Annotated in this window: 23 protein-coding genes and 1 other annotated feature; of the genes, 12 read left to right on the top strand and 11 right to left on the bottom strand. The window is 28.4% G+C overall.

Annotated features, from left to right (window positions below; all coding sequences use genetic code 11):
• The 4 genes from KQI30_RS13510 to glgA form a co-directional block, all read left to right on the top strand.
• The coding region (locus KQI30_RS13510; protein ID WP_216463873.1) for a helix-turn-helix domain-containing protein at positions 1-744 on the top strand (744 nt) is incomplete at its 5' end.
• A 240-nt stretch (positions 745-984) separates the two neighbouring features.
• Complete coding sequence (locus KQI30_RS13505; RefSeq protein ID WP_216463872.1) at positions 985-2148, top strand: glucose-1-phosphate adenylyltransferase; 1164 nt, start codon at positions 985-987, stop codon at positions 2146-2148.
• A 25-nt stretch (positions 2149-2173) separates the two neighbouring features.
• Positions 2174-3280, top strand: a complete 1107-nt coding sequence (gene glgD, locus KQI30_RS13500) for a glucose-1-phosphate adenylyltransferase subunit GlgD (protein WP_216463871.1) — start codon at positions 2174-2176, stop codon at positions 3278-3280.
• 14 nt (positions 3281-3294) lie between these two features.
• Positions 3295-4734 carry a glycogen synthase GlgA gene (gene glgA, locus KQI30_RS13495; RefSeq protein WP_216463870.1) on the top strand — a complete coding sequence of 480 codons (1440 nt, stop codon included), beginning with the start codon at positions 3295-3297 and terminating at the stop codon, positions 4732-4734.
• A 38-nt stretch (positions 4735-4772) separates the two neighbouring features.
• On the opposite strand, the gene KQI30_RS13490 is transcribed toward glgA, so the two are convergent.
• Positions 4773-5255 (bottom strand): DUF4358 domain-containing protein, encoded by a 483-nt coding sequence (locus KQI30_RS13490; protein WP_216463869.1) that lies wholly within the window; start codon positions 5253-5255, stop codon positions 4773-4775.
• A gap of 152 nt (positions 5256-5407) precedes the next feature.
• Between KQI30_RS13490 and KQI30_RS13485 the strand changes: the two genes are divergently transcribed.
• Positions 5408-6163 carry a C39 family peptidase gene (locus KQI30_RS13485; protein WP_216463868.1) on the top strand — a complete coding sequence of 252 codons (756 nt, stop codon included), beginning with the start codon at positions 5408-5410 and terminating at the stop codon, positions 6161-6163.
• A gap of 247 nt (positions 6164-6410) precedes the next feature.
• On the opposite strand, the gene KQI30_RS13480 is transcribed toward KQI30_RS13485, so the two are convergent.
• The 4 genes from KQI30_RS13480 to asnS all read right to left on the bottom strand — a co-directional run bounded on the left by KQI30_RS13480 (position 6411) and on the right by asnS (position 10471).
• Complete coding sequence (locus KQI30_RS13480; protein ID WP_216463867.1) at positions 6411-7787, bottom strand: hypothetical protein; 1377 nt, start codon at positions 7785-7787, stop codon at positions 6411-6413.
• Between the two features lie 3 nt (positions 7788-7790).
• Complete coding sequence (locus KQI30_RS13475) at positions 7791-8159, bottom strand: GntR family transcriptional regulator (RefSeq protein ID WP_216463866.1); 369 nt, start codon at positions 8157-8159, stop codon at positions 7791-7793.
• Positions 8160-8339: 180 nt separating this feature from the next.
• Positions 8340-8987: an HAD family hydrolase gene (locus KQI30_RS13470; RefSeq protein ID WP_216463865.1), complete on the bottom strand. Its 648-nt coding sequence runs from the start codon at positions 8985-8987 to the stop codon at positions 8340-8342.
• Between the two features lie 92 nt (positions 8988-9079).
• Entirely contained in the window at positions 9080-10471 is a 1392-nt protein-coding gene (gene asnS / locus KQI30_RS13465; RefSeq protein ID WP_216463864.1) for an asparagine--tRNA ligase, read from the bottom strand.
• A 73-nt stretch (positions 10472-10544) separates the two neighbouring features.
• Positions 10545-10766: a binding site (T-box leader), on the bottom strand.
• A 115-nt stretch (positions 10767-10881) separates the two neighbouring features.
• Here asnS and ispF point away from each other — a divergent pair.
• A complete protein-coding gene (ispF, locus tag KQI30_RS13460; protein WP_216463863.1) occupies positions 10882-11349 on the top strand; it encodes a 2-C-methyl-D-erythritol 2,4-cyclodiphosphate synthase in 468 nt (155 codons plus the stop codon).
• Positions 11350-11582: 233 nt separating this feature from the next.
• On the opposite strand, the gene KQI30_RS13455 is transcribed toward ispF, so the two are convergent.
• Both KQI30_RS13455 and uvsE read right to left on the bottom strand, forming a co-directional pair.
• Complete coding sequence (locus KQI30_RS13455) at positions 11583-12956, bottom strand: hypothetical protein (RefSeq protein WP_216463862.1); 1374 nt, start codon at positions 12954-12956, stop codon at positions 11583-11585.
• 31 nt (positions 12957-12987) lie between these two features.
• Positions 12988-13929, bottom strand: coding sequence for a UV DNA damage repair endonuclease UvsE (uvsE, locus tag KQI30_RS13450; protein WP_216463861.1), 942 nt, complete (start codon positions 13927-13929; stop codon positions 12988-12990).
• Positions 13930-14026: 97 nt separating this feature from the next.
• Here uvsE and KQI30_RS13445 point away from each other — a divergent pair, with 97 nt between their 5' ends.
• Together KQI30_RS13445 and KQI30_RS13440 are read left to right on the top strand one after the other, a co-directional pair.
• The gene (locus KQI30_RS13445) at positions 14027-14389 is read left to right on the top strand and encodes a hypothetical protein (protein WP_216463860.1); all 363 of its coding nucleotides are present in this window, start codon (positions 14027-14029) and stop codon (positions 14387-14389) included.
• A 56-nt stretch (positions 14390-14445) separates the two neighbouring features.
• The gene (locus tag KQI30_RS13440; RefSeq protein ID WP_216463859.1) at positions 14446-15567 is read left to right on the top strand and encodes a THUMP domain-containing class I SAM-dependent RNA methyltransferase; all 1122 of its coding nucleotides are present in this window, start codon (positions 14446-14448) and stop codon (positions 15565-15567) included.
• 299 nt (positions 15568-15866) lie between these two features.
• Here the strand turns inward: KQI30_RS13440 and KQI30_RS13435 are convergent, their stop codons facing one another.
• Positions 15867-16508 carry a lactate utilization protein gene (locus KQI30_RS13435; RefSeq protein ID WP_216463858.1) on the bottom strand — a complete coding sequence of 214 codons (642 nt, stop codon included), beginning with the start codon at positions 16506-16508 and terminating at the stop codon, positions 15867-15869.
• Between the two features lie 121 nt (positions 16509-16629).
• On the opposite strand from KQI30_RS13435, the gene KQI30_RS13430 reads away from it, so the two are divergent.
• Positions 16630-18690, top strand: a complete 2061-nt coding sequence (locus KQI30_RS13430) for a helix-turn-helix domain-containing protein (RefSeq protein ID WP_216463857.1) — start codon at positions 16630-16632, stop codon at positions 18688-18690.
• 169 nt (positions 18691-18859) lie between these two features.
• Complete coding sequence (locus KQI30_RS13425) at positions 18860-20278, top strand: MATE family efflux transporter (RefSeq protein WP_216463856.1); 1419 nt, start codon at positions 18860-18862, stop codon at positions 20276-20278.
• Positions 20279-20323: 45 nt separating this feature from the next.
• Here KQI30_RS13425 and KQI30_RS13420 read toward each other — a convergent pair whose 3' ends face one another.
• The 3 genes from KQI30_RS13420 to proC form a co-directional block, all read right to left on the bottom strand.
• Entirely contained in the window at positions 20324-21001 is a 678-nt protein-coding gene (locus tag KQI30_RS13420; RefSeq protein ID WP_216463855.1) for a TcaA NTF2-like domain-containing protein, read from the bottom strand.
• A gap of 20 nt (positions 21002-21021) precedes the next feature.
• Complete coding sequence (locus KQI30_RS13415) at positions 21022-23409, bottom strand: FG-GAP repeat domain-containing protein (RefSeq protein ID WP_216463854.1); 2388 nt, start codon at positions 23407-23409, stop codon at positions 21022-21024.
• Between the two features lie 315 nt (positions 23410-23724).
• Positions 23725-24525, bottom strand: a complete 801-nt coding sequence (gene proC / locus KQI30_RS13410; protein WP_216463853.1) for a pyrroline-5-carboxylate reductase — start codon at positions 24523-24525, stop codon at positions 23725-23727.
• A 102-nt stretch (positions 24526-24627) separates the two neighbouring features.
• On the opposite strand from proC, the gene proB reads away from it, so the two are divergent.
• Together proB and KQI30_RS13400 are read left to right on the top strand one after the other, a co-directional pair.
• Positions 24628-25740 (top strand): glutamate 5-kinase, encoded by a 1113-nt coding sequence (gene proB, locus KQI30_RS13405; RefSeq protein ID WP_216463852.1) that lies wholly within the window; start codon positions 24628-24630, stop codon positions 25738-25740.
• Between the two features lie 205 nt (positions 25741-25945).
• The gene (locus tag KQI30_RS13400) at positions 25946-26434 is read left to right on the top strand and encodes a PTS sugar transporter subunit IIA (protein WP_216463851.1); all 489 of its coding nucleotides are present in this window, start codon (positions 25946-25948) and stop codon (positions 26432-26434) included.
• The last annotated feature ends 123 nt before the right edge of the window (positions 26435-26557 follow it).

Here is a 26557-nt window from a genome sequence, read left to right as displayed (position 1 = left end):
ATAATCTTTTGCTGCCTTGATTTTATCTTCAAAAGAATATTTATATTGTCTTCCCATAAAAAATACCTCCAAAGTAGATTTTGGTTATTTACCATGTCTACTTTAGAGGTATCATATCAAAAGCAACTTAGTAAAAAGCTTGGTGTTTCTGAATCATTTATAAATGATATAGAGCTTGGAAGAAAAATAATAAATGAATCACTTATGTCTAAACTTACAAAAGTTTTAGGTGAAGATTTAAATGATCTAACTTTATCTAATGATGTATCTAATGAGCCTAAAGTTAAATCATCTGAATTTATGTCTCAAAAAAAGAAACAGCCTACAGAATCACCGATAAATTCAATCTGGACAGATGCTCTTAGCTCTGTTGTTAAATCAGTACCTGTTTACAATTATGAATTGAAAACACTATCTACAATTCCTAGGGTTGTAACCAATAATAAAATTGAAAATTTCAATAGTGACAAAGTATTTTATCTTATTATAGAAGATACTGATTTATCAGAATATAGAATTGAAAAAGGCGATAAAGGATTCTTTGCTAAGATAGGCGAACTAGAAAATAATTCTTTATGCTTTATCGAATATAAAAATCAACGTTGCATAAAATATATAAAAAACTTAGGTAATGGTAAATATCTTTTATTATCTAAAGGCGGAAAACTTTCTGAAACAGTTGATAAAAAAAATATAAAACCTTTAGGTAAACTAATAAATATAGAAATTAATTTCAAGGACTAACATTTGATAATGTTAGTCCTTATTCTATATTCTTCTTTTTATTAATTACCATTATTTGTAAATTACTGATTTATTTTGTTTTATTTTTCTTTAATTAATATCTATGTTCTTTACATAATTTACTTTTTTACTTTGTATATTTACTGTATAATTATTATTATGAACATACAAATTTATTCATATTTGGTAAATATTATAAACTTTAAATATTTTTACCAATGCAATGGGAGGGTTTTTTATATGACAAAAAAGGAAATTCTGGCAATGATTCTTGCTGGAGGGCAGGGTAGTCGACTCGGAATCCTTACTAAAAGAGTAGCTAAGCCAGCGGTACCATTCGGTGGCAAATATAGAATTATAGATTTTGCTCTTAGTAATTGTTCTAATTCTGGCATTGATACCGTTGGCGTTCTAACCCAATATAGACCACAGATATTAAATTCTCATATTGGTATCGGTGCGCCTTGGGATCTAGATCGTATTAATGGAGGAGTGAGTTTATTACCACCCTATATGAAAGAAAGTGGAGGAGATTGGTATAAAGGAACTGCAAATGCTATATATCAAAATAGACATTATATAGATTCCTACGATCCTGAATATGTGTTGATTCTTTCAGGTGATCACATATATAAAATGAATTATGAAAAAATGCTTCAGTATCACAAAGAAAAAAATGCTGATGCAACTATTGCTGTCATCGAAGTACCCTTAGATGAAGCTTCACGTTTTGGAATTATGAATACAAATACTGATAATTCTATATATGAATTTGAAGAAAAGCCTACAGAACCTAAGAATAACATGGCTTCTATGGGAATATATATTTTTAATTGGAGCTTATTAAAAAAGTATTTAAAAGAAGATGAATTAGATAAAAAGTCTTCAAATGACTTTGGAAAAAATATAATTCCAAATATGCTTGCTGATAATAGAAAACTTTTCGCATATCCTTTTAAAGGCTATTGGAAAGATGTCGGTACTATCGAATCTCTTTGGGAATCTAATATGGATCTTCTAGATATAAATAGTGAATTAAATCTTCATGACCCAAATTGGACAATTTACTCTGTAAATCCTAATATGCCACCTCAATATATAGGTTCTGAGGCAAAAGTGCATAATTCAATTTTAGTAGAAGGCTGTAAAGTATTAGGCGAGATTTCTAATTCTGTTCTTTTCTCTGGTGTAACTGTAGGTAAAGGATCTAAAATAACTAATTCTGTAATTATGAATAATGTTACTATTGGCGAAAATGTCATAATTGATAAAGCTATCATCGGTTGTGATTCTATAATAAGAAAGCTTTCTCAAATTGGTGATGGAAATGAAATTTATGTAGTTGGAGACCATGAAGATATTAAAGCAAACTCTATATTATCTGAAATAAAAGAAGTAATTTAGCTAAAGACTATAGGGAGGATTTCATATGTTAAACAATTATATGGGCATACTTTGTCTTAACGAAAAAGAGTCTCATATTAAATCATTAACGCAAAATAGACCATTAGCTTCTATTCCTCTTGGTGGCAGATACCGAATTATAGATTTTATTCTTTCTAATATGGTTAACTCAGGAATTAAGAATATTGGTGTACTTACTCATAATAATAGCAGATCTCTAATAGATCATTTAGGTTCAGGCGCTCCATGGGACTTAGATAGAAAAATAGGAGGACTATTTTTAAATACCTCTGGTCATTCAGAAAACTTTTGTGACATTGAAGTTATAAGTAATAATATAGAACATCTTCATAGGAGTAAAGAAACTAACGTAATTATTTCTTCATCGTATATGGTCTGCAATATAAACTTGGAAGAAGCCGTTAAATATCACGAGAAAACTGGCTCAGAAATAACAATATTATACAAGAAAGTTTCTAATGGTAAAAAATCTTTTAGAGATTGTGATGTACTAAATATAGATGAATCTGGTCAATTAATTTCTGTTGGCAGAAATATCGGTACAAATAACAATTTAAATATATCTATGGAAATGTTTATTATGAGTAAAGAAAAACTTATATCTATAATATATGACTGCATAAAAAAAGGTATCTGGACCAACATAAAAAATTATATTTACTCTAATATCGATATTCTTAAATTATCGACCTATGAATTTAAAGGCTATTTGCAATGTGTAAACTCATTACAATCCTACTATAACTTAAATATGGATCTTTTGGATTTAAAAAAATCTAAAGATTTATTTTATTCTAATGGATTAATATTTACTAAAATATCTGATGGTCCTCCAACTAAATACACTAGTGACTGCAACGTTAGGAATTCACTTATAGCTAATGGTTGTATTATAGAAGGTTCTATTGAAAATTGTGTTATTGGTAGGAGAGTAAAAATATCTAAAGGAGCTATCCTTAAAAATTGTATTATAATGCAAAACTGTTCTATTGGGACAAATTCACAATTAGATAACGTGATTATGGACAAAAACGTCTTAGTTGAAAATAACAAAGATTTAAAAGGAGATATTGAATTTCCATTAGTTATACAAAAAAGAACTACATTTTAAAGGGGGAATTATTTTTGAAAGTCTTATTTGTAACATCTGAATGCCATCCATTTTTAAAAACTGGAGGTTTAGGTGATGTATCATACTCTCTTCCAAAAGCACTAAGAAAATTTGATGATGTAGACATAAGAGTTATTATGCCTAAGTACAGTTCTATTCCAGACTACTTTAAAAATTCTATGAGTCATAAAGGAAATTATATAGTTTCAGTAGGTTGGAGAAAACAATATTGTGGAATAGAATTTCTAGAATTTGATGGTATACCTTTCTATTTTATAGATAATGAATACTATTTTAATCGTCCTGGTTCTTATGGATATACTGATGAAGGGGAACGTTTCACTTTCTTCTCTAAAGCAGTACTTCAAAGTATTCCATATATGCATGATTTTGAACCTGATATAATACACTGCAATGATTGGCATACTGCTATGATTCCAGCATTATTAAAAGATCACTATAGATTTTTTGATAATTATACACGAATAAAAACAGCACTTACTATACACAACTTACAATATCAAGGTGTCTTTGATAAATCTATCCTAGATTTATTAGAGTTAAATGAAGGTTATTTTAATGAATCATCACTAAAATACTATAACTCAGTAAACTTTCTGAAAGGTGGAATTGTATATTCTGATAAGATATCTACTGTATCTAATACCTATGCTAATGAGATTCAAAGTGAACCTCTTGGTTCAACTTTAGGGGGACTATTACATAAAAGATGTAATGATCTTTGGGGCATAGTAAATGGTATTGATTATGATACATTTAATCCTGCAACTGATATTCACCTTCCTGTAAAATATGATGTTAATAACTATTGGTTAAAACGTGAGAATAAAGTTAATCTTCAAAGAGAACTAGGCTTAGAACAAAATGCTGATACACCATTAATAGGTCTTGTATCTAGATTAACTGATCAAAAAGGATTAGATTTAGTATGTACTGTATTTGAAGAATTAATGTGCAGCGAAAATGTCCAATTTGTTTTGTTAGGTACTGGTGATCCAAATTATGAACATAGTTTTAGATACTTTGCTAATAAATATTCTAATAGATGTTCTTCTAATATTTACTTTGATAATTCTCTTGCTCAAAGGATTTACGGTGCTTCTGACTTTTTCTTAATGCCTTCAAAATTTGAACCTTGCGGTCTTTCACAATTAATAGCACTAAGATATGGTTCTATACCTATTGTTAGAGAAACTGGTGGTCTTAGAGATACTGTTTTCTCTTACAATGAACATTATAAAGAAGGAAATGGATTTACTTTTACAAATTATAATGCTAGAGATATGCTAAATACAATTAAACGTGGACTTCATTTCTATTGGGATAAGTATCATTGGGATATAATATCTAGAAATGCTATGAACTCTTCTAATAGTTGGGAAAACTCAGCTTATATATATAAAGATTTATACAATACTCTTATCTGGGGATAAAAAAGGAGTGTCACACTTTTGTGCGACAACTCCTCTTTTTATTTATTAAACATTTCTTCAAATGAATTTTTAATATTTTTTCCATCATCAGATATACTATATACTAAATATCTTCCTTTTGTATATACTTTTGAATTTTTTATTTTTTCTTTAGCCTCTTTATCTTCATCTTTTAACTCTTTCTCAGCTTTATCCTTTGTAGTTTCTACCTTATTTTTTAATTCTTCAAGATCATCCTTACTTTTTGCCTTTATAATCAAAATATCATCATCTAAAGTTCCATCTGGTGATATATAAAGTTTAAAATCTTCAACATCATCTTTTGAAATATCATAAATATTCTTTAAGTCATCTTCTGTACCTTCTTTTAAACCTTCTAAGTCAGACCCTATTTTATTTGTAAAATCAGATAATGCAAAATCTACATCATCGTTACTCGTTTTTTTTCCACAACTAATAATACCCATAAAAGAAACTAATAATACCATAAAAATACTTATCTTTTTTAAATACTTTTTCATTAAACTTCCCGCCTTTTAAATATTTTTATCTATAATATTATTCCCCGTAAACAATATTTTTATTTTAATATATTCACTAATTAAATCTATTAATGTTATACACTTAATTACGATAATTTACTTATCTAACAATTAAAATTTTAGGTGAGATGATGAAAAAGTTTTTTATATTTTTATTATTTATATTAACTACTATATCTGTAGGAATTTCATTATATTTATATTTTCCATATATAAAAAATCAAAAAACTACTACAAATAAAATACCTACTGCTACAATATCAAGCAATACATCTATTTTATCTTCTAATGAATCTGCAAACAGTACCTTTAAAATAATTCATGTACCACTTATTAACCAGTTTCCTGAACTTCCATCTGGATGTGAAATTGTAGCTACCACAATGTTATTGAATTGGTATGGATATAAAGTTGATAAACTTCTATTAGCACATGGTATAAAAACAAGTCCTCTTCCAACGTATAAAAACGGTACTTTATATGGTACTGATCCTAATGAAAGTTTTATTGGAGATCCTTTTTCTAAAAATTCTTATGGTGTATATCACAAACCAATAATTGATTTAATAAATGAATATACTAATAATGAAGCTAAGAACTTAACAGGATCATCTTTTGACATTATATTAGATACTATAAAAGCAAATAAACCAGTAATTATGTGGGCTACTATTGATATGAAAGACCCATCAATAACAAAAACATGGGAAACTAACAATGGCACCTTTTCTTGGATTGCTCCAGAACATGCCTATTTATTAATAGGTTTTGATGAAACTAATGTCATAGTTAATGATCCATATGATGGTACTGAAAAATATATAGATAAGGAATTATTTAAGTCTCGTTGGGAAAGCTTAGGTAGCCAAGCAGTATCATTAAAGTAATTCACATTGAGCTTGAAGTGGGAGCACATGCTTTGTAAAAACAACACTTAAGTATAATAGTTTTATATATGCACTAAACATATCTATAAATATAATTGTACCTCTTGCCGCCCTAAAGACTATAATATTTTCCCCACAGGGGAAAATTAACCTTACTTGTGCCATCTAACCTGTGCCCTGAATTGTCTGAATTGAAAAAGAGGTATCGCTAACAACTTTTCATTTGTTAATGCGAAACCTCTTTTTATTACGATATATAACTTTTAATTTTATTAAACTCATCAGTTGTTTTCATTTCATCTTTATAATTTATAAAAACTTTTGCATTATCTTTTAAGTTTATTTCTATAATCTTTTCTCTGTCATCTTCAATATACATTTTAGAATATATCCCATTAACACTGTAATTTCCTAAGTGCATATTAGTAACACTAGCTCCATTTGTTCTAACAATATTCTTTCCCATATCCTTCTTATGAATAAGCTCAACATTTTCTATATCTTCTTTATTAATATCCATTCCATACAATGTATCAATAGATATTTTATTATTGCTATAATATATATTTTTATTATTCATACTTATCGGCAAAACTATTGACGTAAATAATATTATACCTACTATAGGTATTGATATAATTGTTGCTACTATTTTCCCTTTTTTATTTCCAAAGTTTATTGTAACTCCTAATCCATTTCGAGAACTTATCCATACAGTAGGATCATATGGATTACAATAAATTGTTCCCCATTTATAAAATTTATCATCATCTCTATTTATTACATCACCAGATTCAGCAATATCTTCACGTTCTCTATTTATATTTACTACCAATACTAATGTAATTATTAATATACATACTATAGATATACTTATTATCCCTGTATATTGTATAATAGAATACTTATTATAAATTAATTTAGTTATAAATAATTGCATAACCATTAATACAATTGTTGAGATTGGTGGAATAAATGATAAATAATATCTTGAATTATAGTTAAACTTTTTTATCCCATCAATTTCTCCACCATTTATTGTGGTTTTAGCTCTAATTATCATTTTATAAGATATCATCATAATTAATAAAAGAAATAAGTTTATTACATTTGGCAATATTACTATATCCATCTTAGACATTACCATATTACTATTTTTATAACTATATATACTTAAGAAGAAGTTGCATATAAAAATAATTACGGGAAAAATCCATATAAACTTTGGTGCAATTTTCATATTTTCTTTTTTTCTATAGTTGATATCAACAATTACAATATCTTTAGTATATCCACTCCACTTATCTCTATGTTTTATTTTCTTAACCGCTTTATTTCCTAAAGAAAATAGATACGCTACTAAAAAGATTGATAAAAAAACTAATAGGATTAAAATACTTATGGCATAAGCTCCTTTAATTAAATACTCAAATACAAAACATATAATACCCATAAATATACTTAATAATATACTACGCTTTATATATTTTCTTTTAATACTTTTCATCTCTTCTGTAATTGTAAAAGCCAATGGTAATCTAACACCAAAATATATATTCTTCCCCTCATATAAATATGAAAATGCTGTTATTAATGTACATATAAAAATTATTACCGTCATCATTTTTTAATTACCCCCACAATATAAATCTTTTATTATCTCTAATATCTGTTCCTCTTTTATTCCTTTACATATACATTGATTTACCATTATACCCATATCACTTTTCAAATTATTCAACATCTCATCATCCCACTTAGTAACAGATACTATGGCCCCTTTTCTTCTATCTAATTGTATATATCCCTCTACCTTTAGTAGATTATATGCTTTATTAACAGTATGTAGATTAATACCAATATCCTCAGCTAAAGACCTCACTGACGGTAATGAATCACCATCTGATAATTTTCCCTCAGCTATAAGCCTTATAATCTCATTCTTTAATTGAGTATAAATAGCGCAATCAGATTCAAAATCTATTCTTATCTCCATTACTGAACCTCCTCTGTTATACTTATAATATAACAGATAGAATATTGTTTTTCAATAACAAAAAACTGCTATACAAAAATTTGTATAACAGCCCTTTAAAAATCTTTAAATCTTAAATTGTTACTTGACTAAATTGTCAACTGCACCTCATCCTTAATTGTGAATTGGCTGAATTGTGAATTATCTAATAATCTCTATTGCTTCACCTAAGTGCTTTATTTTCTTATATAATCTTGCTGCTGTTTCTTCATCAGCATCTAATAAATCTGGAACCATTATAGGATTCATACCAGCACTCTTGGCAGCTTGTATCCCTTGTCTTGAATCCTCCATTACTATACAGTTTTCTGGTTTACAATTAAGTTTTTCAGCCACCTTTAAAAATATTTCTGGATCTGGCTTTGACTTTGTTACTTCATCACCACAGATTATATAATCAAATTCATTTTCTATCTTTGCTAAAGTTAAAAGTTTTGTAGCTCTTTCTCTCTTACTAGATGTTGCAACGGCTAACTTAACATTAATCCCTTTAAGATGTTCTAAAAGATCATATAAACCTTCTTTAACAACAAGCCCCTCATCATCAACTATCTTGTTTTCTAAATACTTTACTTCTTTTATAATTTCATCTACCGGACATTCTTCACCATAAGTCTCTATTATTTCATTTCTAACAGCCACTATATTTCTTCCAAGAAATCTATCAAAAATTTCTCCTTCAAATTTATACTGAAACTTATCACCAGTTTCCTTCCAAGCCCTCTTAGCTACTTTTTCTGTATCAAACATCAAGCCATCCATATCAAATATAACTAATTCAACTTTCATTTGTATTCTCTCCTTATATTAATAAAAGCTACACTGCAAAATCACATAAATGTATTTTGCAAAGTAGCTTTCTTAAACTTTAAATCTATATTCTAGAAATCAGCATTTCCTGGTGTTCTTGGGAATGGTATTACATCTCTTATATTACTCATTCCTGTTAAATACATAAGAATTCTTTCAAATCCTAGTCCGAAACCTGAATGTTTAGTTTCTCCGTATTTTCTAAGTTCTAAATACCACCAATAATCTTCTTTGTTTAATCCTAATTCTTCCATTCTTGCTTCTAGAACATCTAATCTTTCCTCTCTTTGAGATCCACCAATGATTTCTCCTACTCCTGGTGCTAAAAGATCCGCTGCAGCAACAGTCTTTCCATCATCATTTAATCTCATATAGAAAGCTTTTATATCTTTTGGATAGTCAGTAACAAATACTGGTCTCTTAAATACTTCTTCTGATAAATATCTTTCATGTTCTGTTTGAAGATCAATACCCCATTCTACTGGATATTGGAATTCCTTATCACATTTTTGTAGTATTTCAACAGCTTCTGTATAAGTTACTCTTGCAAACTCAGAATTTACAACGTTATTTAATCTGTCCATTAATCCTTTATCAATAAACTTAGAGAAGAATTCCATTTCTTCTGGTGCATTTTCAAGAACATAACTGATAATATATTTGATCATATCTTCTGCACAATCTAAGTAATCTGTTAACTCTGCAAAAGCCATTTCAGGTTCTACCATCCAGAACTCTGATGCGTGTCTTCCAGTATTAGAATTTTCAGCTCTAAATGTTGGTCCAAAAGTATATATATTTCTAAATGCTAATGCATAAGTTTCTCCATTTAATTGACCTGAAACTGTAAGATTTGCAGGTTTTCCAAAGAAATCTTGTGAAAAATCTACTTCACCATCTTCAGTTAATGGAGGATTTTTAGGATCTAATGTTGTTAATCTAAACATTTCTCCTGCACCTTCACAGTCTGATGCTGTTATTATTGGAGTATTTACATATACAAATCCTCTTTCATTAAAGAACTTATGAATTGCGTATGCAGCTAATCCTCTTACTCTGAATACAGCTGAAAAAGTATTACTTCTTGGTCTTAAGTGTGCAATTGTTCTTAAATATTCCATTGTATGTCTTTTCTTTTGTAATGGATAATCTGAGTTACTATGCCCATGAATAACTATATTAGTTGCTTTTAATTCAAGAGGTTGTTTTGAATCTGGTGTTAATACAACTTCTCCTTCTATCTCTAAAGATGAACTTATAGCTATCTTTGATATTTCTTTAAAGTTATCTAATGTATTTTCAAAAACAACTTGTAGATTCTTAAAGAAACTACCGTCATTTAATTCTATAAATCCAAAGTTATTATTTGATCTTATAGTCCTTACCCATCCACTTACTTTAACTGTTTTTCCTGCAAATTTGTCACTTTCTCTAAAAAGCGACTTAACTAAAGTATTTTCCATTATTACCATCCTTTCAAAGTCTTAATTATATAACTACTATATTAAAAATAAAATAAAAAGTCCCTCATCCCTAAATAGGGACGAAGGACATACTTTCGCGGTACCACCCTAGTTGCTCTATAAAAAGCCACTCAAAAATATAAGGGGTTTAACCCTCTAATCCTACACAGACAATAAAATGTCCTTCAGTTAGAAACTCCGAGTCGTTATTCAATATAGTTTTAATACTAACTCACAGCTACCGTTAGCTCTCTGAAATCTCCACTATACCTACTGGTCTCATCATAGTTTAATATACACTTATAAAAAAATTATAGATATTTCCCTTAATAAAGTCAATACTTATAAATACTTGTATCTATTAGTAATACTATTTATAATTTATATATAAAATTTAGTGAGGTGTTTTTATGAGAATTGGAATGGGTTATGACGTACATAAATTAGTAACCAATCGAAAACTTATCCTTGGAGGAGTTGAAATTCCTCATACATTAGGCTTATTAGGTCACTCTGATGCCGATGTTTTATTACACGCCATAATGGATGCTCTCTTAGGTGCAGCTGCTCTTGGTGATATTGGTAAACATTTTCCTGATACCGATGTAAAATTTAAAGGTGCCTCTTCTATAAAACTTTTAGAAGAAGTTGGTCATCTTGTAACTGCAGCCGGATATAGCATAGGAAATATAGATGCTACTATTATCGCTGAAAAACCTAAAATGGCTCCTCACATTAATTTAATGAGAGAAAATATTGCTAATGCCCTTAACATTGATATAAAAAATATTAATGTTAAAGCAACTACTGAAGAAGGACTTAGTTTCACCGGAAAAGAAGAAGGAATATCTTCTCAAGCTATTTGTCTTTTAATATAGCAATATAAAAATGGAGGTGTTGCATTAACAAATGAAAAGTTGTTAGCGATACCTCTTTTTCAATTCAGACAATTCACAATTCCAAGCAACTGTGCACTGTGAACTGACACCTGTGCACTGATATATACCTGTACCTTGTGCCTTGATACTCTATTTTGCTGAAAAAAACTGCCGCACTCTAATCTTACTTCTTTGTGCGACAATCCTATTTTCTATTACTCTAGGTATCACTTTTACCTATACATTGATAATCTGTTTTCTATTAATGCTTTTACATACCATTCAGCATCTTCTTCATCATTTCCAATAATATTAATTATCTTAGAATATATATCAATTACCCTATCATCTTCAATGTATTTCTTAATATAATTAGCATTTGCTTTTCCTAATAAATATTTTATTATAAGATCTCTATTGTCTTCATTTTTATGATATATATCTTCAAAGAAATTTATTACATCTTCTGCTTTCATATATTTTCTCATAATAGTAAGTTCATTTATATACATTGCTAAAAATCTAAAACTCTTCTTATAAAATTTATCATCACTATATCCCTCTGAAACATCATGCATTAAATCTATAAATGCTAATGCTACTTCATTAGAAACAATACATATATTTGATGTTATTCTAAGTTCTAATATATTTATTATTCCGTACTTTACATGTTTATCTCCATACTTATCTAAGAACTCTATTCCTTTTATAACTCGTTCAGCTTCTGTTGATGACATAGTATATATGAAACTATATAAACTATAGCAATCATCAATATCTCTTCTTATATTACGATAATTAAACTTATCCATAAAAGTAGTTACTGCTTTGATATTATTGTACGAAATAGTATATCCTATTTGAGCTAAATTAGCATATCTAGTATCTATTGTTGGCTTACTTTCTAATCCTTCAATTAAATCATGTATATAATATTTACTTTCATTTTCTACATATAAAGAAATAGTAATATCATTTTTTTCTTTAACGCAGTTTATATCAAAATTATTATCTATACCATTACCTAAAGTATTAAACGATATATCATGAGCTAACTTTACAGGAAATAAAAAACTTAATGCACCAATCCACATAAGACAATTATCTTCTGTATCTTTTAATATGATTTTTTTCTGTTCTTCTTTACTCATAATTAATATATTTATTAATCTTTTTAATATTCTTATTCTAGACTCATTGTAATTGTTATCAGGTTTAGCGGATACAAATTTACTTATAGTTTCCGTATTAATCTCTTCACCAATAGCTATTTTTTCTAGCTCATATAATGTTATATTTTTATAATCTATATTTAATATTTTGCTATTTATATATGTTATTGGATAATTATCAAAATACCCATTTTCTTTAATTATAGTATGTATTATCTTTTTATTTTTAAATATAGCTACTTTAGAAATATAACTGCTGTTTGCATCTCTAAAAAATACATACCCTTCATCATCTTCTTCATATTTATTATTAATTATCGAATGAAGCCTAGTTTTTATAGTATTAACATTTTTCTCTGTTACGTTTTGTGTTTTTATAATATTTAAGTCATCATCATAACTTATTATTATAATTTGACGATATGACTCCATTCTATCCCCCCTCATTAATAAATACAAAGTTCTATTCTATATCTATATCAAATTCACTTTTTTTTAACTCTGATACTACTTTTAGCATTGCTAAATCTTTCATTTTTGCTTCTATCATAATATCGAAACTTTCTCCCATAAGTTTAGTAATATCTATAAACTTCTTCATTTCTTCAACATTTATATATTCATGGTGTTTTCTATCTCTTATTCCATCTTTAGGACTAGAAAAATGAACTTTAGGTGGTAATTTTTCATCTTTCCATGTATCAAATATCCTTACTAAATATTCCGATATATTCTCTCCATTATTATTACAATTATGATGATGTACATCTAATACCATTGGAATATTTAAGGATTCACACAACTCTAAAGTTTCTTTCATCGTATATGTCTTATCATCATTTTCTATAATTATTTTATCTTTTAACTTTTTATCAAAGACTTCAAAATTATCTTTAAATCTTTCTAGCGCTTTTTCTTTGCCACCAGTTGCACCACCTACATGTAATACTAACTTATAATCCTCATAGCCCATTAGCTGAAATATTTCGCAAAAGTGAATGAGATTTCTCTTAGTAGCTTCAACCACTTCTGCTCTATTTGAATTTATTACGTTAAACTGATCAGGATGCGCATCTACTCTCATATTAAATTTTTTTATTATATCTCCAATTTCCTCAAATTCTTTTTTAAAGTATTTTTTATAATCCCATCCTTTAACTTCAGGATGGGTAGCTAATGGAATCAATGCTGAAGTCATTCTATAAAAATGTATGTTTTTTTCTACGTTATACTCTAAAATTTTTTTTAATGCTTGTAAGTTACCTAATGTCACTTTTTTTAGTTTATTTAATCTTTCTTCATCATTACTCATTTTATTATAATTAGTAAAAGTTACTGTAGATGATGATGTTATATTTTTACCCAAACCTAAAGCTATCGCTACATATCCAAATCTTATTCTCATTTTTCCACCTCTTTTTAAATTAGTATGGTAGCCTTATTGATTTACTATGCATATATTGTTATTATGCACACAACATACACAGAAGGTGGTGTAATACTTGGATATTAAAGAGGTTCACGATGCTATTCACATTTTATATACAAATGGTACTTCAAAAGATTTAATAAAACGAGCTATTAATAATATTTTTAATCGTTCATTTCCTGCAAGTGTTCCTACTATAGCAGATATTTTGATAGATGAAAAAGACTATCCATTAGCTTTAGAATATTGTAACCTTGCATTGAAATCTATTCATATTGACGAATTATATTTTTTGAAAGCACGTTGTCATTTTTCTTTGAAAGAGTATAATGAATGTCTGAATTCATTAAATAAAATAACTAATGAGTACTATATGAACAAATCTGAAGATATGAAAGAATTTGCACTTATGAAAATTCCAAAATCAAAGGACTGATATTATTCAGTCCTTTTTGATATAATGAAAAGTATATTATATTAGGAGAGATACTTATGAATAAACTAACACTTATTGCAACGGCGCCTATGGGCTTAGAATCAATAGTTTCTAAAGAACTTAAAGAACTAGGGTTCACTAACTTAGAAGTAGAAAATGGAAGGGTAACTTATGATACTGATGTATCAGGCATGATAAAATCAAATCTTTATCTTCGTTGTAGTGATAGAGTTCATATCAAAATAGGTGATTTTGTCGCTACTACATTTGAAGAGTTATTTCAAGGTATTAAAGCTCTTCCTTGGGCTGATTACTTAACTGTTGATGGAGAATTCATTGTTAATGCTAAATCAGTAAAATCAACATTATTTTCTCTTTCAGATATCCAAAGTATATCAAAGAAAGCAATTATTAATAAGATGAAAGAAACTTATGATGTTGACTGGTTTGAAGAAGATGGTACTCGCTATTCTATATTAGTATCTATACTAAAAGATAGAGTAATTGTTACTTTAGATACATCTGGTGTTCCACTACATAAAAGAGGTTACCGTGCTCATGGTAATGAGGCTCCAATAAAAGAAACATTAGCTGCAGCATTAGTTAAATTATCTGATTGGAATCCAAGTAAACCTCTTATAGACCCTATGTGTGGTTCTGGAACTATAGCTATTGAAGCTGCTATGATAGGTTTAAATATTGCCCCTGGACTTAATCGTCGTTTTGACTTTGAAGATTTTCACTTTGTTGACAAAGAACTATTCAAAAAAATAAAAAAAGAAGCCTATGAAGCAATTGATTATGATAAGGAACTTAAAATTTATGCATCTGACATAGATAAAAAAATAATAGATGTAGCAAAAGAAAATAGTGAACTAGCTGGTGTAGATGATATGATCACCTTCAGATCAATGGATGTACGTAGAGTGTTTTCTAATGAACCTAATGGAGTTATCATATGTAATCCACCTTATGGTGAAAGACTTCAAGATGAAAAGGCTGTCTTAAATCTTTACAAAGATATGGGAAATACATTTAAAGGACTTAATGGATGGAGTTACTTCATAATAACTTCTTCTGAAAAGTTTGAAAAATCTTTTGGTAGAAAAAGCGACAAGAACAGAAAACTTTATAATGGTAGAATTAAGTGCTATTACTATCAGTACTTTCACAAATAAATCTAATTGAAGTTAAACCTGTATATTTTAATAGATTCTTTATGAATTTTCCACCACAAAAAAACTGCCACGCGAAATGTGTAGCAGTTTTTTTATTTCCAATTACATAGTGGAGGAAATTTGATATTGGTATTGTCTTTTAAGCCAATTTATTGTATCTGTTTTTTCTTACAACTTTATTCTACAATATTTTTAGTATTTTTGCAATATTTTTTAATAAATTACATATTATTTTTTTACATTATTTTTTTTACATTTCTAGTGTTTAATTGTATAATGCTTTTTTTAAAATTTTCTTATTAATATCCTAAATTCTCTTCAACTATTATTACATGAAATCTTTCTTTATTTCCTTGACTCTTTATTACTGTATATTCCCTACATACCTTTTCTGGTGACTTACAATCACAACAATATCCCACCTTAGCACATGGAGTTTTTCTGTTTAATCTAATAGCATTAGCTGGTGCCGATATTTCTCTCATTCTTAGTATAGCTTCATCTAAGTTCTTAACTAGTTTGTTTACTCCTGCTACAACAATAACTTTCTTAGGTCCAAAAATCATAGCTGCTACCCTATTGCCATTTCCATCAACATTATATAATTCACCTTTTTCTGTTAACGCATTAGTAGAAGTTAAATAATAATCTGCAGAAAAAGCTTCTCTATATATTTTCTCTATATCTTCTCTAGTTAATCCTTCTTTATATCTATCTAAAAAGTTATACTCTCCGTTTCTTAACAAATCAATTATTCCAGACTCAAAAAGTGTCATTGATCCACCAACAGTTACTGTTGATTTCTTTTCTATTAATGATTCTATCAGCTTCCTAAGTTCCTCTTTATTTTTAACCTTATAACCATTAATTCCATTTTCTTTTAATGCTTTTATAGTTCTTTCTATTTTTAAGTCTTGTACTTTTTTTAAATTTTCACTCATTATAATTCCTCCTCTAATTTAATTATACTGAAAATTTGTCAATATACCCCTTGCCTTTTACTATGTTTTTTTCTTATTATTGTATTATAACCCATATAATATATTACATAAAGGAGGACTTATGCGAAAGGAAGCTATTACTTTTAACAATAATCTACCTGTAAAAGTATCTTTAGAAAAAATAACAGATTACCCTATTCATTGGCATAATTCTATGGAAATTATTTTTGTTTTAAAAGGTAGTATTAATGCTATCCTAGAATCTTCTGAGTATGTATTGAAAGAAAAGTCTGTTGAAATTATAAATCCTGATGAAGCTCATAAATTTTATGCTACATCTGAAGATAATCTAGTTTTAATATTTCATTTTGATCAAAGCTTCTTTGAAAAATATTATCATGATATGGATAATACCTTCTTTTATACAACTCTTTCAGAACCAGATCACCAAGAACAAGAAAGAGATGAAACATTACGAGAATTATTATCTATTTTAGCTTGTGAACTTATACAGAAAAACGATGGCTATGATGATGCTATAGAAAATACTAGTGTAAAATTACTATTTCATCTTATAAATAATTTTCACTATTTAATATACGATGATAACGAAAATAAAGTTAACTCACTACAATTCAAAAGATATCATAGAATAACAAAATTTATATACAACAATTATGATAATAAGATTTCCCTTAGCGATATTGCTGAGCAAGAATTCTTAAGTTCTTACTATTTGTCTCATGAAATTAAAAATATGAGTGGTCTTTCATTTAAGGATTTTGTTAATATGATACGAGTTGACGAATCGGTAAAACTATTGCTTGGAACTGATAAAACAATCCTCGATATATCAGAAGAAGTAGGTTTTTCTCATAGTAGATACTATAATAAACACTTTAAAAAACATTATAAAATTACACCACTGCAATATAGAAAAAAATACTATCTTACAGCTGATAAATATGAAACAGCAAAAAAGTTTACCGAATTCCCCCTTTCACTTTCTGTAGATCACTTATCCAAGTATCTAGAAAACTATGAACGTTTCAATTATGAACATAAAATCATCACGTTATCAATCAACACTGCCGATGAAGGATCTCCTTTATTCCACAGTTGGACTGAAATAATAAATCTCGGTGATGCTTTTGAAATTTTAAAATCTGCTAAACGTTCCTATGTTGAAATATTGCAAAATAATATGCATTTTAAATATGGATTAGTTGAATATTTATTTCATAAAGATATGAAAATTTATTTTAATGATAACGTAGACTTTTTAAACTGGAATGAAGTTGAAGGACTTCTCGATGCTCTTATTAAACTAAATATAACTCCAATGATTGTAGTTGATAAAGTTTTTGATAATATAGACTACTTTTCAAAGCTATTTAAAAGTTTTCTGTTATACTTTTTTGATTTATATGATTACGAAGATATATACCAGTGGAAGTTTAGACCATCTTCAAATTTACCAACAAAGTATATTAACAAAACTAATGATATATTAAAAGATTTTAATCTAAGCAATATGATGGAAGAGCCTTTTACTTATGAGGATAAAGTAAGTCATATATATGACTTACCTTTTATGATTCCTTATATAATTCATAGTTATATTAATAATAAGCAACTATATAATATAAAAGCCTTTGATGTAGTAGATGAAACTACACCATTAAAAAACGAATTATTTTTTGGTTACTGTGGTATGTTAACCTTAAATGGTCTAAGAAAGCCTTCATATTATGGCTTATACTTATTATCTCTGCTAGGTGATGAGGTTATTTCCAAAGGAGATGGCTATATTGTCACTAAATCAAATGAAGATTTTCAAATTTTACTTTATTCTTATGATGAAAACTTATCTTCATTAAAGGTTAACAAAAATATTACTGATAAGAAAATTTCTTTAACTTTGTCAAATCTAATGTATGACTACAAAATAACAAAATATGAAATCGGAGAAAAGCACGGATCTTCATATAATCATTGGATTACCATGGGTAGACCAAAGCGCTTAACTGATGAAGAATTTCAAATGTTAAACAGAATTTCATTTCCAGATGTAACTTTAAGTTATAGCAAAAAAACTCCTCTACTTAATATGATAATTAGACTTCAAGGGTACTCAGCATGTCTAATTTTATTAAAAAAAGTACAAAAGCACCTTTTTTAAGGTGCTTTCTTGTTATTTTCATATCTTTTACAAATTATATATTAAGCTAAAATGTCCTTTTTATTCAGCAATGTTGTGAGAGAATTTCCATTTTTTCTTGTATATAATAGTTTCATAAAGATTTTCGGCTTTAAATTTTAACAATTATTATAGATAGGAGGTGGAAGCTATGGAAATTAAAGAAAGTCTACAAGATGGAAATAAGGCTTTTGAAGAAGGTAGTGTATCGAAGGTATTATTTAAATTTGCATTACCAATCATTATCGCACTATTAGTATCAGAACTATATAATATGGTAGATTCTTTATATATAGGACAAGTTGTTGGTGCTAATGGTATCGGTGCACTTACTATAGCTTTCCCAATTCAAAGACTGTTTTTAGCAATAGCAATGCTTGTATCAGTAGGTGCATCTACTGCTGTAGCAAAGGCTTCTGGTGAAGGTAATCTAAAAAAGATACAAAAAATTATACCAACTTCTATAACATTAGTTACAATGTTATCTGCAATAGTACTTTGTACTATATACTTATTTGAAGATAAAATATTGATAAGCCTTGGAGCTAGCTCTAATACTCTAAGTTATGCAAAAACTTATGTTTCAATTATATTAATTGGACTTATTTTTAATGGATTTACCTTAGTTGTATCATATATACTTACAGCACTAGGTAACTCTAAAATAACACTAATCAGCACTAGTATTGGTGCTATAGCAAATATTATAATTGACTATATTCTAATTGTAGTTTTTGACTTTGGTATTGCTGGTGCGGCAATTTCTACTGCTGTATCTCAATTAATATCATCAATATATGCATTTTATCAATACAAAAAAGCAGTAAAAGGCTTAACTATTAGTTTTTCTCTAAAAAGTATTGAACCTTCAATGGCATTAACAATGATATGTGTTGGTTTTTCGACTTTTGTTATTGAAATATCCGATGCAATAGTATCAGTTATTCTTAATAACTTATTGCTATCTAGTGGTGGAGATGTAGCTATTGTTGCTATAGGACTTATAACAAGAGTTTCAATGTTTCTATTTGTTACAGTCATCGGCGTTTCATCAGCTATGCAACCAATGGCAGCATATAATTACGGTGCTAAGAACTTTACTAGACTTTATGAGATTATTCGTAAATCTATTATATCTGTAACAGTTACTACTTCAGCTGTATGGTTTTTCATTATGTTATTTACAAAAGAAATAATGAGTTTATTTGTTACAGATACAAATATTCTAAATACCGTAGTTCCTGCATTTAGAACTGTAGTGGCAATCTTCCCAATAATCGGTGTATATTATGTAGCTATATATTACTATCAAGCTATGGGAAATGTAAAAAGTTCTTTTTTACTATCAATATATAGACAAATAATAATATTTATACCTATTGTATTTATATTAGTAAAAGTTCTTAATCTTGGAGTTTTCGGTGCATGGATATCATTCCCTATTTCTGATGCTATATCTTTTATAACTTCATTGTTTTATGTTAGAAAGGCATATAGTTCTCTTGATGATATGATTGAAACTGAAAAAACAAAGAAAAAAGTAAGAAAGGCTGCTATTGCGACTATGTAAAAAGAGCTGTTACACTTTTGTGTAACAGCTCTTCCTTTATGGTATCTAATTCCACTCTTCCTTATTATTGATACCAATACCTGAATCATCAAATTTTATAGTATAAATATGTTTAAATTGTTTAGCTTGAAAATTTGATTCATTACCTTCTTTAACTTCAATATTTTCTACAACATATGCCTTATAAGTTTTGTTATCAATTGCTTTGATTTGTTCAATATTATAATCTAACAAATTATACTTTACATTATTTCTATATGAACTTTCGATAGTTTCTTTTTCTTTCTTATAAAAACTACTATCTTGTGTTATCATACTGGAAACAATTGAAAAATCTCCATTGTTATTAGCATCTATTGCTAATTGTTCAAAATTTGATATTAATTCTGATATATAAAAATCACTTGGTCTAGCACCAGAATCATCACCTACTGAATTTAATACTGTATTTTCTATAACACCATTTCCTTGATTTCCTACATTTCCTTGGTTGTTAGAACTTGTTACAGTATCATCTTTCTTATTATTAGACTCTTCCTTTTCATCAGTATCAAGCTCTTCTTTTTTAGAAGAATCTTTATCCTTAGAATCGTCTTTTTTGGTTTCTTCTACTTTATGTTTATTCGAAGTAGTATTTTTCTTAGATGATTCTTTTCCACATGCAGTGAAAGTAACTGATATTAAAACTATAGAAATTAAGGCAATAAAAAATTTCTTTTTCATAAACTTACCTCACTAAATAATTATTGTTTTAACATTTCTAATGCATCATTTTTTTCTCTTTCAAATCTATTTTTAACAGCTTCTTGAACTTCTTTACTACTGCTATAAAAATACTTGTCCACTTTTGAACGTTCGTCATATATTGCAATAATCAGATCCCTCTCATTTCGATCTAATCCAACCGTTCTAAATATATTGACAGCTCCATTTGCACCATGTTGAACCGCTGTAGACCATAATACATTTTTTAAAGCCCATGAATGTTCTTCAATGTTAAAATTATAGTTCTTTAGTAGTTTAGCTGATACATCATAATATGTCATCTTAATATACTTTCTTTGCAATTCTAAAAATCCAGCTCTATCTCTCTTCGCTATACTTCTCCAAGCATTATCAAAATTTGTTCCAAACTTATTTCCATCTGATTGTTTTGCTTGTGATAGTTCATTATAGTAACTTAAATTATTAGTTTTAAGGAAACTTAAAAACTTATCTACAGATCCCATATTAGATGCTAATTGCCATGCACCATATGATTTTCCACCTATGTCTCCATATCCTGTAGATATAGTTCCTGGATCTCCATTAGATTCATATTTTGCAGATAATTCTCCTAATCTATCTTCAGAATATTTAAAATCAAGACCATCTCCAGCTCCAATATTTCTTAATTGTCTAATAGTAGTTGATGAATTTCCTTGTCTGTTTATAGCATATATATTTATCTTATTATTTGGAACTAACACCATTTGAGTATTTTGATCTCTCTTTTCCATTGGTGTAGATATTTTACGTAAAAATGATTGATATTCATTTTTTCCATCTAATATATATAATTCTGTTCCATTTTCTCCTTGCTTATTAATACAATACAAGTCAATTTTGCCATCACCATTATAATCATTTAAACCAAATTCAACATCTTCACTTAAACTTGGAAGTGCTGAAACTTTTTGAAGCAAAAATCTTTGATATTTTTCAGAACCACTTAATATGTGAACTTCTGTCTTCCCCCCTGCTTGCTTCTTTAGCCAACATAAATCAGGTACATTATCTCCATTATAGTCTCCAACATAAAAATTAGAATCTAAATTTGTTGATTCTATTGGTAATACAATTTGTAATAAGAAAGTCTGAAAATTATTACTTCCATCCATTACATGAACTTCCGTTCTATTGCCAGCATGTTTCTTTATCCAATATAAATCAAGAATTCCATCTCCATTGTAATCTGCTACTCTAAATTCAGAATTTTCATCTGTTGCCTCTATAGGCAATACTTTATGAAGTGAAAATGAACTATATCTGCTTTTACCACTCAAAATGTGTAGTTCACTTCTTCCTCCTACAGATTTCTTTACAATAAAAAGATCTTGAATAGTATCTCTATTATAATCTCCAACTGCAAATACAGAATTCTTATTTGTTGCTTCTAGTGCTGTGTTTATGTTAAATCCTAACTCTACTTCATTATTTACAAGATTATCTGATAAGTCATTTTCTAACTTAATTTGATGAAGTTCTGTATTTGTTGCACCTTTCCTTTTTATTGGATATATATTAAATCTACCCTTACCAACTAAAAACTTTGTATTCTCATCTGTTTTCTCCATAACAGTAGGTATATTAAGTATAAATGATTGATATGCACTACCTCCATCCAATACACGTACTTCGGTATTAGACTCACCCTGCTTATTAATACAATAAACATCCGGCACCTTATCAGAATTATAATCACTTATTCCGAATTCCCATTCAGAACCTACTTCACCTAACGCTGTTCTAATTTGAAGTAAAAACTGAGAATATTCTGTTGCTGCATTTAATACATGAACCTCTGTTTTTCCTACTACTCTTTTCTTTATGCAGTATAAGTCTGCTCTACCATCCTTATTGTAATCTCCCACTTGAAAATCAACATTTTCATCTGTTTCTTCTATTGGAAGTCTTTTTTGTAGTAAAAATGAAGAGAAATTTTTACTTCCATCCATTACGTGGACTTCAGTTCTTCCTGATACCTTTTTCTTTATACAGAATAGGTCATCAATTCCATCTCCATTATAATCTCCCAATCTAAATATAACACTCGAATCAGTTTCCTCAATTGGAAGTATTAAATGTAACAAAAAAGATTTATAATTATCAGCACCATTTAGGACATGTAATTCTGATCTTCCTGATACTCTTTTCTTAATAATATATAAATCTTCTTTCCCATCTTTATTATAATCTCCTATTTGAAATTCATAATTATCATCTGACTTTTCTAAAGCCGTTGATACATGGGCTGTCCATCTTGTTTTTTCTATCTGTGAAGCTTTCACCGGTAAATTAAAATTGAATAGTAGAATAATACATGCTAGCGGAAGTCCTATCATCTTTAACTTCTCGCTTTTAAATTTCATATCTTTCTCCTTTATATTTAATTTTGAGACTATATTTAATATAATATCATATTTTTATAAAAATTGCTTGTATTTTTCAAATAAAAACAAAAGTATGTAAACTTTTTACTTATATGATAAAAAATCCTGCAAGATGCATATTTGTTGAATCCCGCTCTATCTACCAATTTACAGTACCTTTATCGATATATTTTCACAAAAAATTAAAAGATGACTCTGAATTAATACCAAAGCCATCTTTTTAGCATTATTAAAATAATCTTAAATTTATATCAATATAAAAATACTAAAATTCATAGTTCATTAAAAAAACTATTACATATTTCTATTCTTTTCAGCTGCTTTATGTACAGCTTCTATAACTGTTCCTCTAAAATTATTCTTTTCTAATGCGTATACTGCTTCTATTGTTGTTCCAGCTGGAGAACATACATTATCTTTTAACTTTCCTGGATGCTCACCTGTTTCTAATACCATCTTTGCAGATCCAAGTACAGCTTGTGCTGCCATCTTAATTGCCTTATCTCTTGGTAAACCTTCTAATACAGCTCCATCTGCTAAAGCCTCAATAAACATATATACAAAAGCTGGAGATGAACCTGAAACGCCAACAACAGCATCTATAAGATTTTCAGTTACCACTTCTGCAACTCCAAATGATGAAAATATGTCTATAACTTCTTTAAATTCTTCTTCCGTTACATTTTCATTCTTACATAAAGCACTAGCACCTTCACCTACTAAAGCTGGTGTGTTTGGCATTACTCTTACTATCTTTTTATCATCGCCAAGTAGTGATTCTAATAATTTAATATCTACACCAGCAGCTATAGAAACTATAGTTTGTTTATTAGTTATCGCATTTTTAATATCAGTTAGTAGACTTTTAATATGTTGAGGTTTTACACATAATACTATTATATCTGCAAAATTTACTGCTTCAATATTGTCATTAGATGTTGAAATTCCTAACGCTTCCTTTATATAATTAGTTTTATTAACATCAAAATCTGTAGCCATAACGTTACAAGTATCCACTAGTTTTGCTTTTACTACACCATTTATCATAGCTTGTGCCATATTTCCGCAACCTAAAAAAGATATTTTTTTATTCATCTTGCTCCACACTCTTTCTCTTATTTTTAAGTAAATTATATAACTAATATTATTTCAAGACAATACATGGTATCCTATATTTATAGAAGGGATGATTTTAAAATGAATTATATAAAAGATGTAAAAAAAGTTGTAGTTAAAGTTGGTTCCTCTTCTTTGACTCATAATACAGGATTACTTAACTTAAGTGCTATAGATCATTTAGTCAGGGATCTTTCTAATATTCATAATAGAGGAATAGAAGTGGTTCTAGTATCATCTGGTGCAATCAGTGCCGGTATGGGACGTCTAGGATTTGCTGAAAAGCCTCCTACTATTCCTGAAAAACAAGCTTGCGCCGCTGTTGGTCAAGTAAGATTAATACATACTTATGACAAGTTATTTGCAGAATACGGCAATATATCATCTCAAATACTATTTAATAGAGATGATATGTCTGACAGAGTAAGGTTTTTAAATGCACGAAATACTTTCTTTTCATTATTAAAACTAGGTGTTATTCCTATAGTTAATGAAAATGATGCTTTAACTGTTGATGAAATTAAATTTGGTGACAATGATACTCTTTCAGCGATGGTTTCCTCATTAATAGAAGCTGACTTACTTATAATACTATCTGATATTGATGGATTATATGATTCTAATCCTAAGGATAATCCAGATGCTAAACTAATTAAAGTTGTAAATGAAATAAATGAAAATATTGAAAAAATGGCAAGTGGTGCTGGATCTTCTATTGGAACTGGAGGTATGGCTACTAAAATTAAAGCTGGAAAAATTGCTACTACTTCTGGTACATCTATGATAATTGCTAATAGTAATGAACGTAATGTAATAACTAGAATTTTTGATGGTGAAGAAATAGGTACTTACTTTAAGGCATCTTCTAAACCTATGCATAGTAAAAAACATTGGCTTGCTTATGAAACTAAAACTCAAGGCGAAATAATAATTGATGATGGTGCGGTAATAGCTCTTAAAAATCATAATAGTTTATTACCAAAAGGTATCTTAGACGTCACTGGTAGCTTTGTTGAAGGTGATGTTGTATCTATTTTATCTACTTCAAAAGATAAAATAGCCAATGGTATTGTTAATTATTCTTCTAATGAAATATTATTAATCAAAGGCAATGATTCATCTGAAATAAACAAATTACTTGGTTATAAAAACTTTGATGAAATCATACATATTAATAATATGGTATTACTATAATTAACTATATGTTTACACATTTCGTATAATTTTGTATTGACTATATTGTAATTTATGTGTAAAATTTTTATGACGTGTTACATGTGATGATGGCATGAGTTTACCATTAAATGGCAGCTCATGTCTTTTTGTTTTAACTCAAGGCATAATATAATTATCACTGTATAAAACTAGAGAATGAATTAATATTTTAGGAGGTATATATATGTTTGGATTTTTCAAAAAATCAAAAGCTCTTAACTTCGTTGCTCCTGTAGATGGAGAAGTTATCGAATTATCAAAAGTACCAGATCAAGTTTTCTCAGAAAAAATGGCTGGTGATGGTGTTGCTATCAACCCTACTGGTAACACTGTATGTGCTCCTGCTGATGGAGAATTAAGCTTAGTATTCAAAACTAAACATGCTTTTGCTATGACTTTAGATAACGGTGTAGAATTATTAGTACACATCGGTATCGATACTGTTGAATTAAACGGTGAAGGGTTTGAACAACTTGTTGAAGCTGGTACAAAAGTAAAAGCTGGTGAACCTATCATCAAATTTGATGCTGAATTCATCAAATCAAAAGGTAAACCATTAACTACTCCAGTTTTAATCACTAACCACGAAGCTGTAATAAGCGAAATCAAAGGAAACATCGGAGCTACTGTTAAAGCTGGTTCAGATGAAATCTTTACTTATAAATTAAAATAATTTAAATCATAACTACCCGTTAAACGGGTAGTTTGCTCTGCGCCTATAAGGCTTTGTTACTGGCCGTGCTATTCGCACGTTGAATTAGTCTGCCGACCGCAGTCCTTTTACCGGCTGCACCTA

This window comes from Clostridium bornimense (genome assembly GCF_018917145.1).
Classification (GTDB): Bacteria; Bacillota; Clostridia; order Clostridiales; family Clostridiaceae; genus Clostridium_AN; species Clostridium_AN bornimense_A.
This window is presented reverse-complemented; position numbering and strand designations above follow the sequence as displayed.

Coding starts and splice junctions, on each gene's coding strand:
- KQI30_RS13415 (WP_216463854.1), bottom strand. CDS start 23,409: ATGAAATTTAAAAGCGAGAAGTTAAAGATGATAGGACTTCCGCTAGCA.
- proB (WP_216463852.1), top strand. CDS start 24,628: ATGAATTATATAAAAGATGTAAAAAAAGTTGTAGTTAAAGTTGGTTCC.
- KQI30_RS13425 (WP_216463856.1), top strand. CDS start 18,860: ATGGAAATTAAAGAAAGTCTACAAGATGGAAATAAGGCTTTTGAAGAA.
- KQI30_RS13435 (WP_216463858.1), bottom strand. CDS start 16,508: ATGAGTGAAAATTTAAAAAAAGTACAAGACTTAAAAATAGAAAGAACT.
- uvsE (WP_216463861.1), bottom strand. CDS start 13,929: ATGAGAATAAGATTTGGATATGTAGCGATAGCTTTAGGTTTGGGTAAA.
- KQI30_RS13470 (WP_216463865.1), bottom strand. CDS start 8,987: ATGAAAGTTGAATTAGTTATATTTGATATGGATGGCTTGATGTTTGAT.
- KQI30_RS13455 (WP_216463862.1), bottom strand. CDS start 12,956: ATGGAGTCATATCGTCAAATTATAATAATAAGTTATGATGATGACTTA.
- glgD (WP_216463871.1), top strand. CDS start 2,174: ATGTTAAACAATTATATGGGCATACTTTGTCTTAACGAAAAAGAGTCT.
- proC (WP_216463853.1), bottom strand. CDS start 24,525: ATGAATAAAAAAATATCTTTTTTAGGTTGCGGAAATATGGCACAAGCT.
- asnS (WP_216463864.1), bottom strand. CDS start 10,471: ATGGAAAATACTTTAGTTAAGTCGCTTTTTAGAGAAAGTGACAAATTT.
- KQI30_RS13485 (WP_216463868.1), top strand. CDS start 5,408: ATGAAAAAGTTTTTTATATTTTTATTATTTATATTAACTACTATATCT.
- KQI30_RS13420 (WP_216463855.1), bottom strand. CDS start 21,001: ATGAAAAAGAAATTTTTTATTGCCTTAATTTCTATAGTTTTAATATCA.
- ispF (WP_216463863.1), top strand. CDS start 10,882: ATGAGAATTGGAATGGGTTATGACGTACATAAATTAGTAACCAATCGA.
- KQI30_RS13505 (WP_216463872.1), top strand. CDS start 985: ATGACAAAAAAGGAAATTCTGGCAATGATTCTTGCTGGAGGGCAGGGT.
- KQI30_RS13490 (WP_216463869.1), bottom strand. CDS start 5,255: ATGAAAAAGTATTTAAAAAAGATAAGTATTTTTATGGTATTATTAGTT.
- KQI30_RS13430 (WP_216463857.1), top strand. CDS start 16,630: ATGCGAAAGGAAGCTATTACTTTTAACAATAATCTACCTGTAAAAGTA.
- KQI30_RS13400 (WP_216463851.1), top strand. CDS start 25,946: ATGTTTGGATTTTTCAAAAAATCAAAAGCTCTTAACTTCGTTGCTCCT.
- KQI30_RS13475 (WP_216463866.1), bottom strand. CDS start 8,159: ATGGAGATAAGAATAGATTTTGAATCTGATTGCGCTATTTATACTCAA.
- KQI30_RS13480 (WP_216463867.1), bottom strand. CDS start 7,787: ATGATGACGGTAATAATTTTTATATGTACATTAATAACAGCATTTTCA.
- KQI30_RS13440 (WP_216463859.1), top strand. CDS start 14,446: ATGAATAAACTAACACTTATTGCAACGGCGCCTATGGGCTTAGAATCA.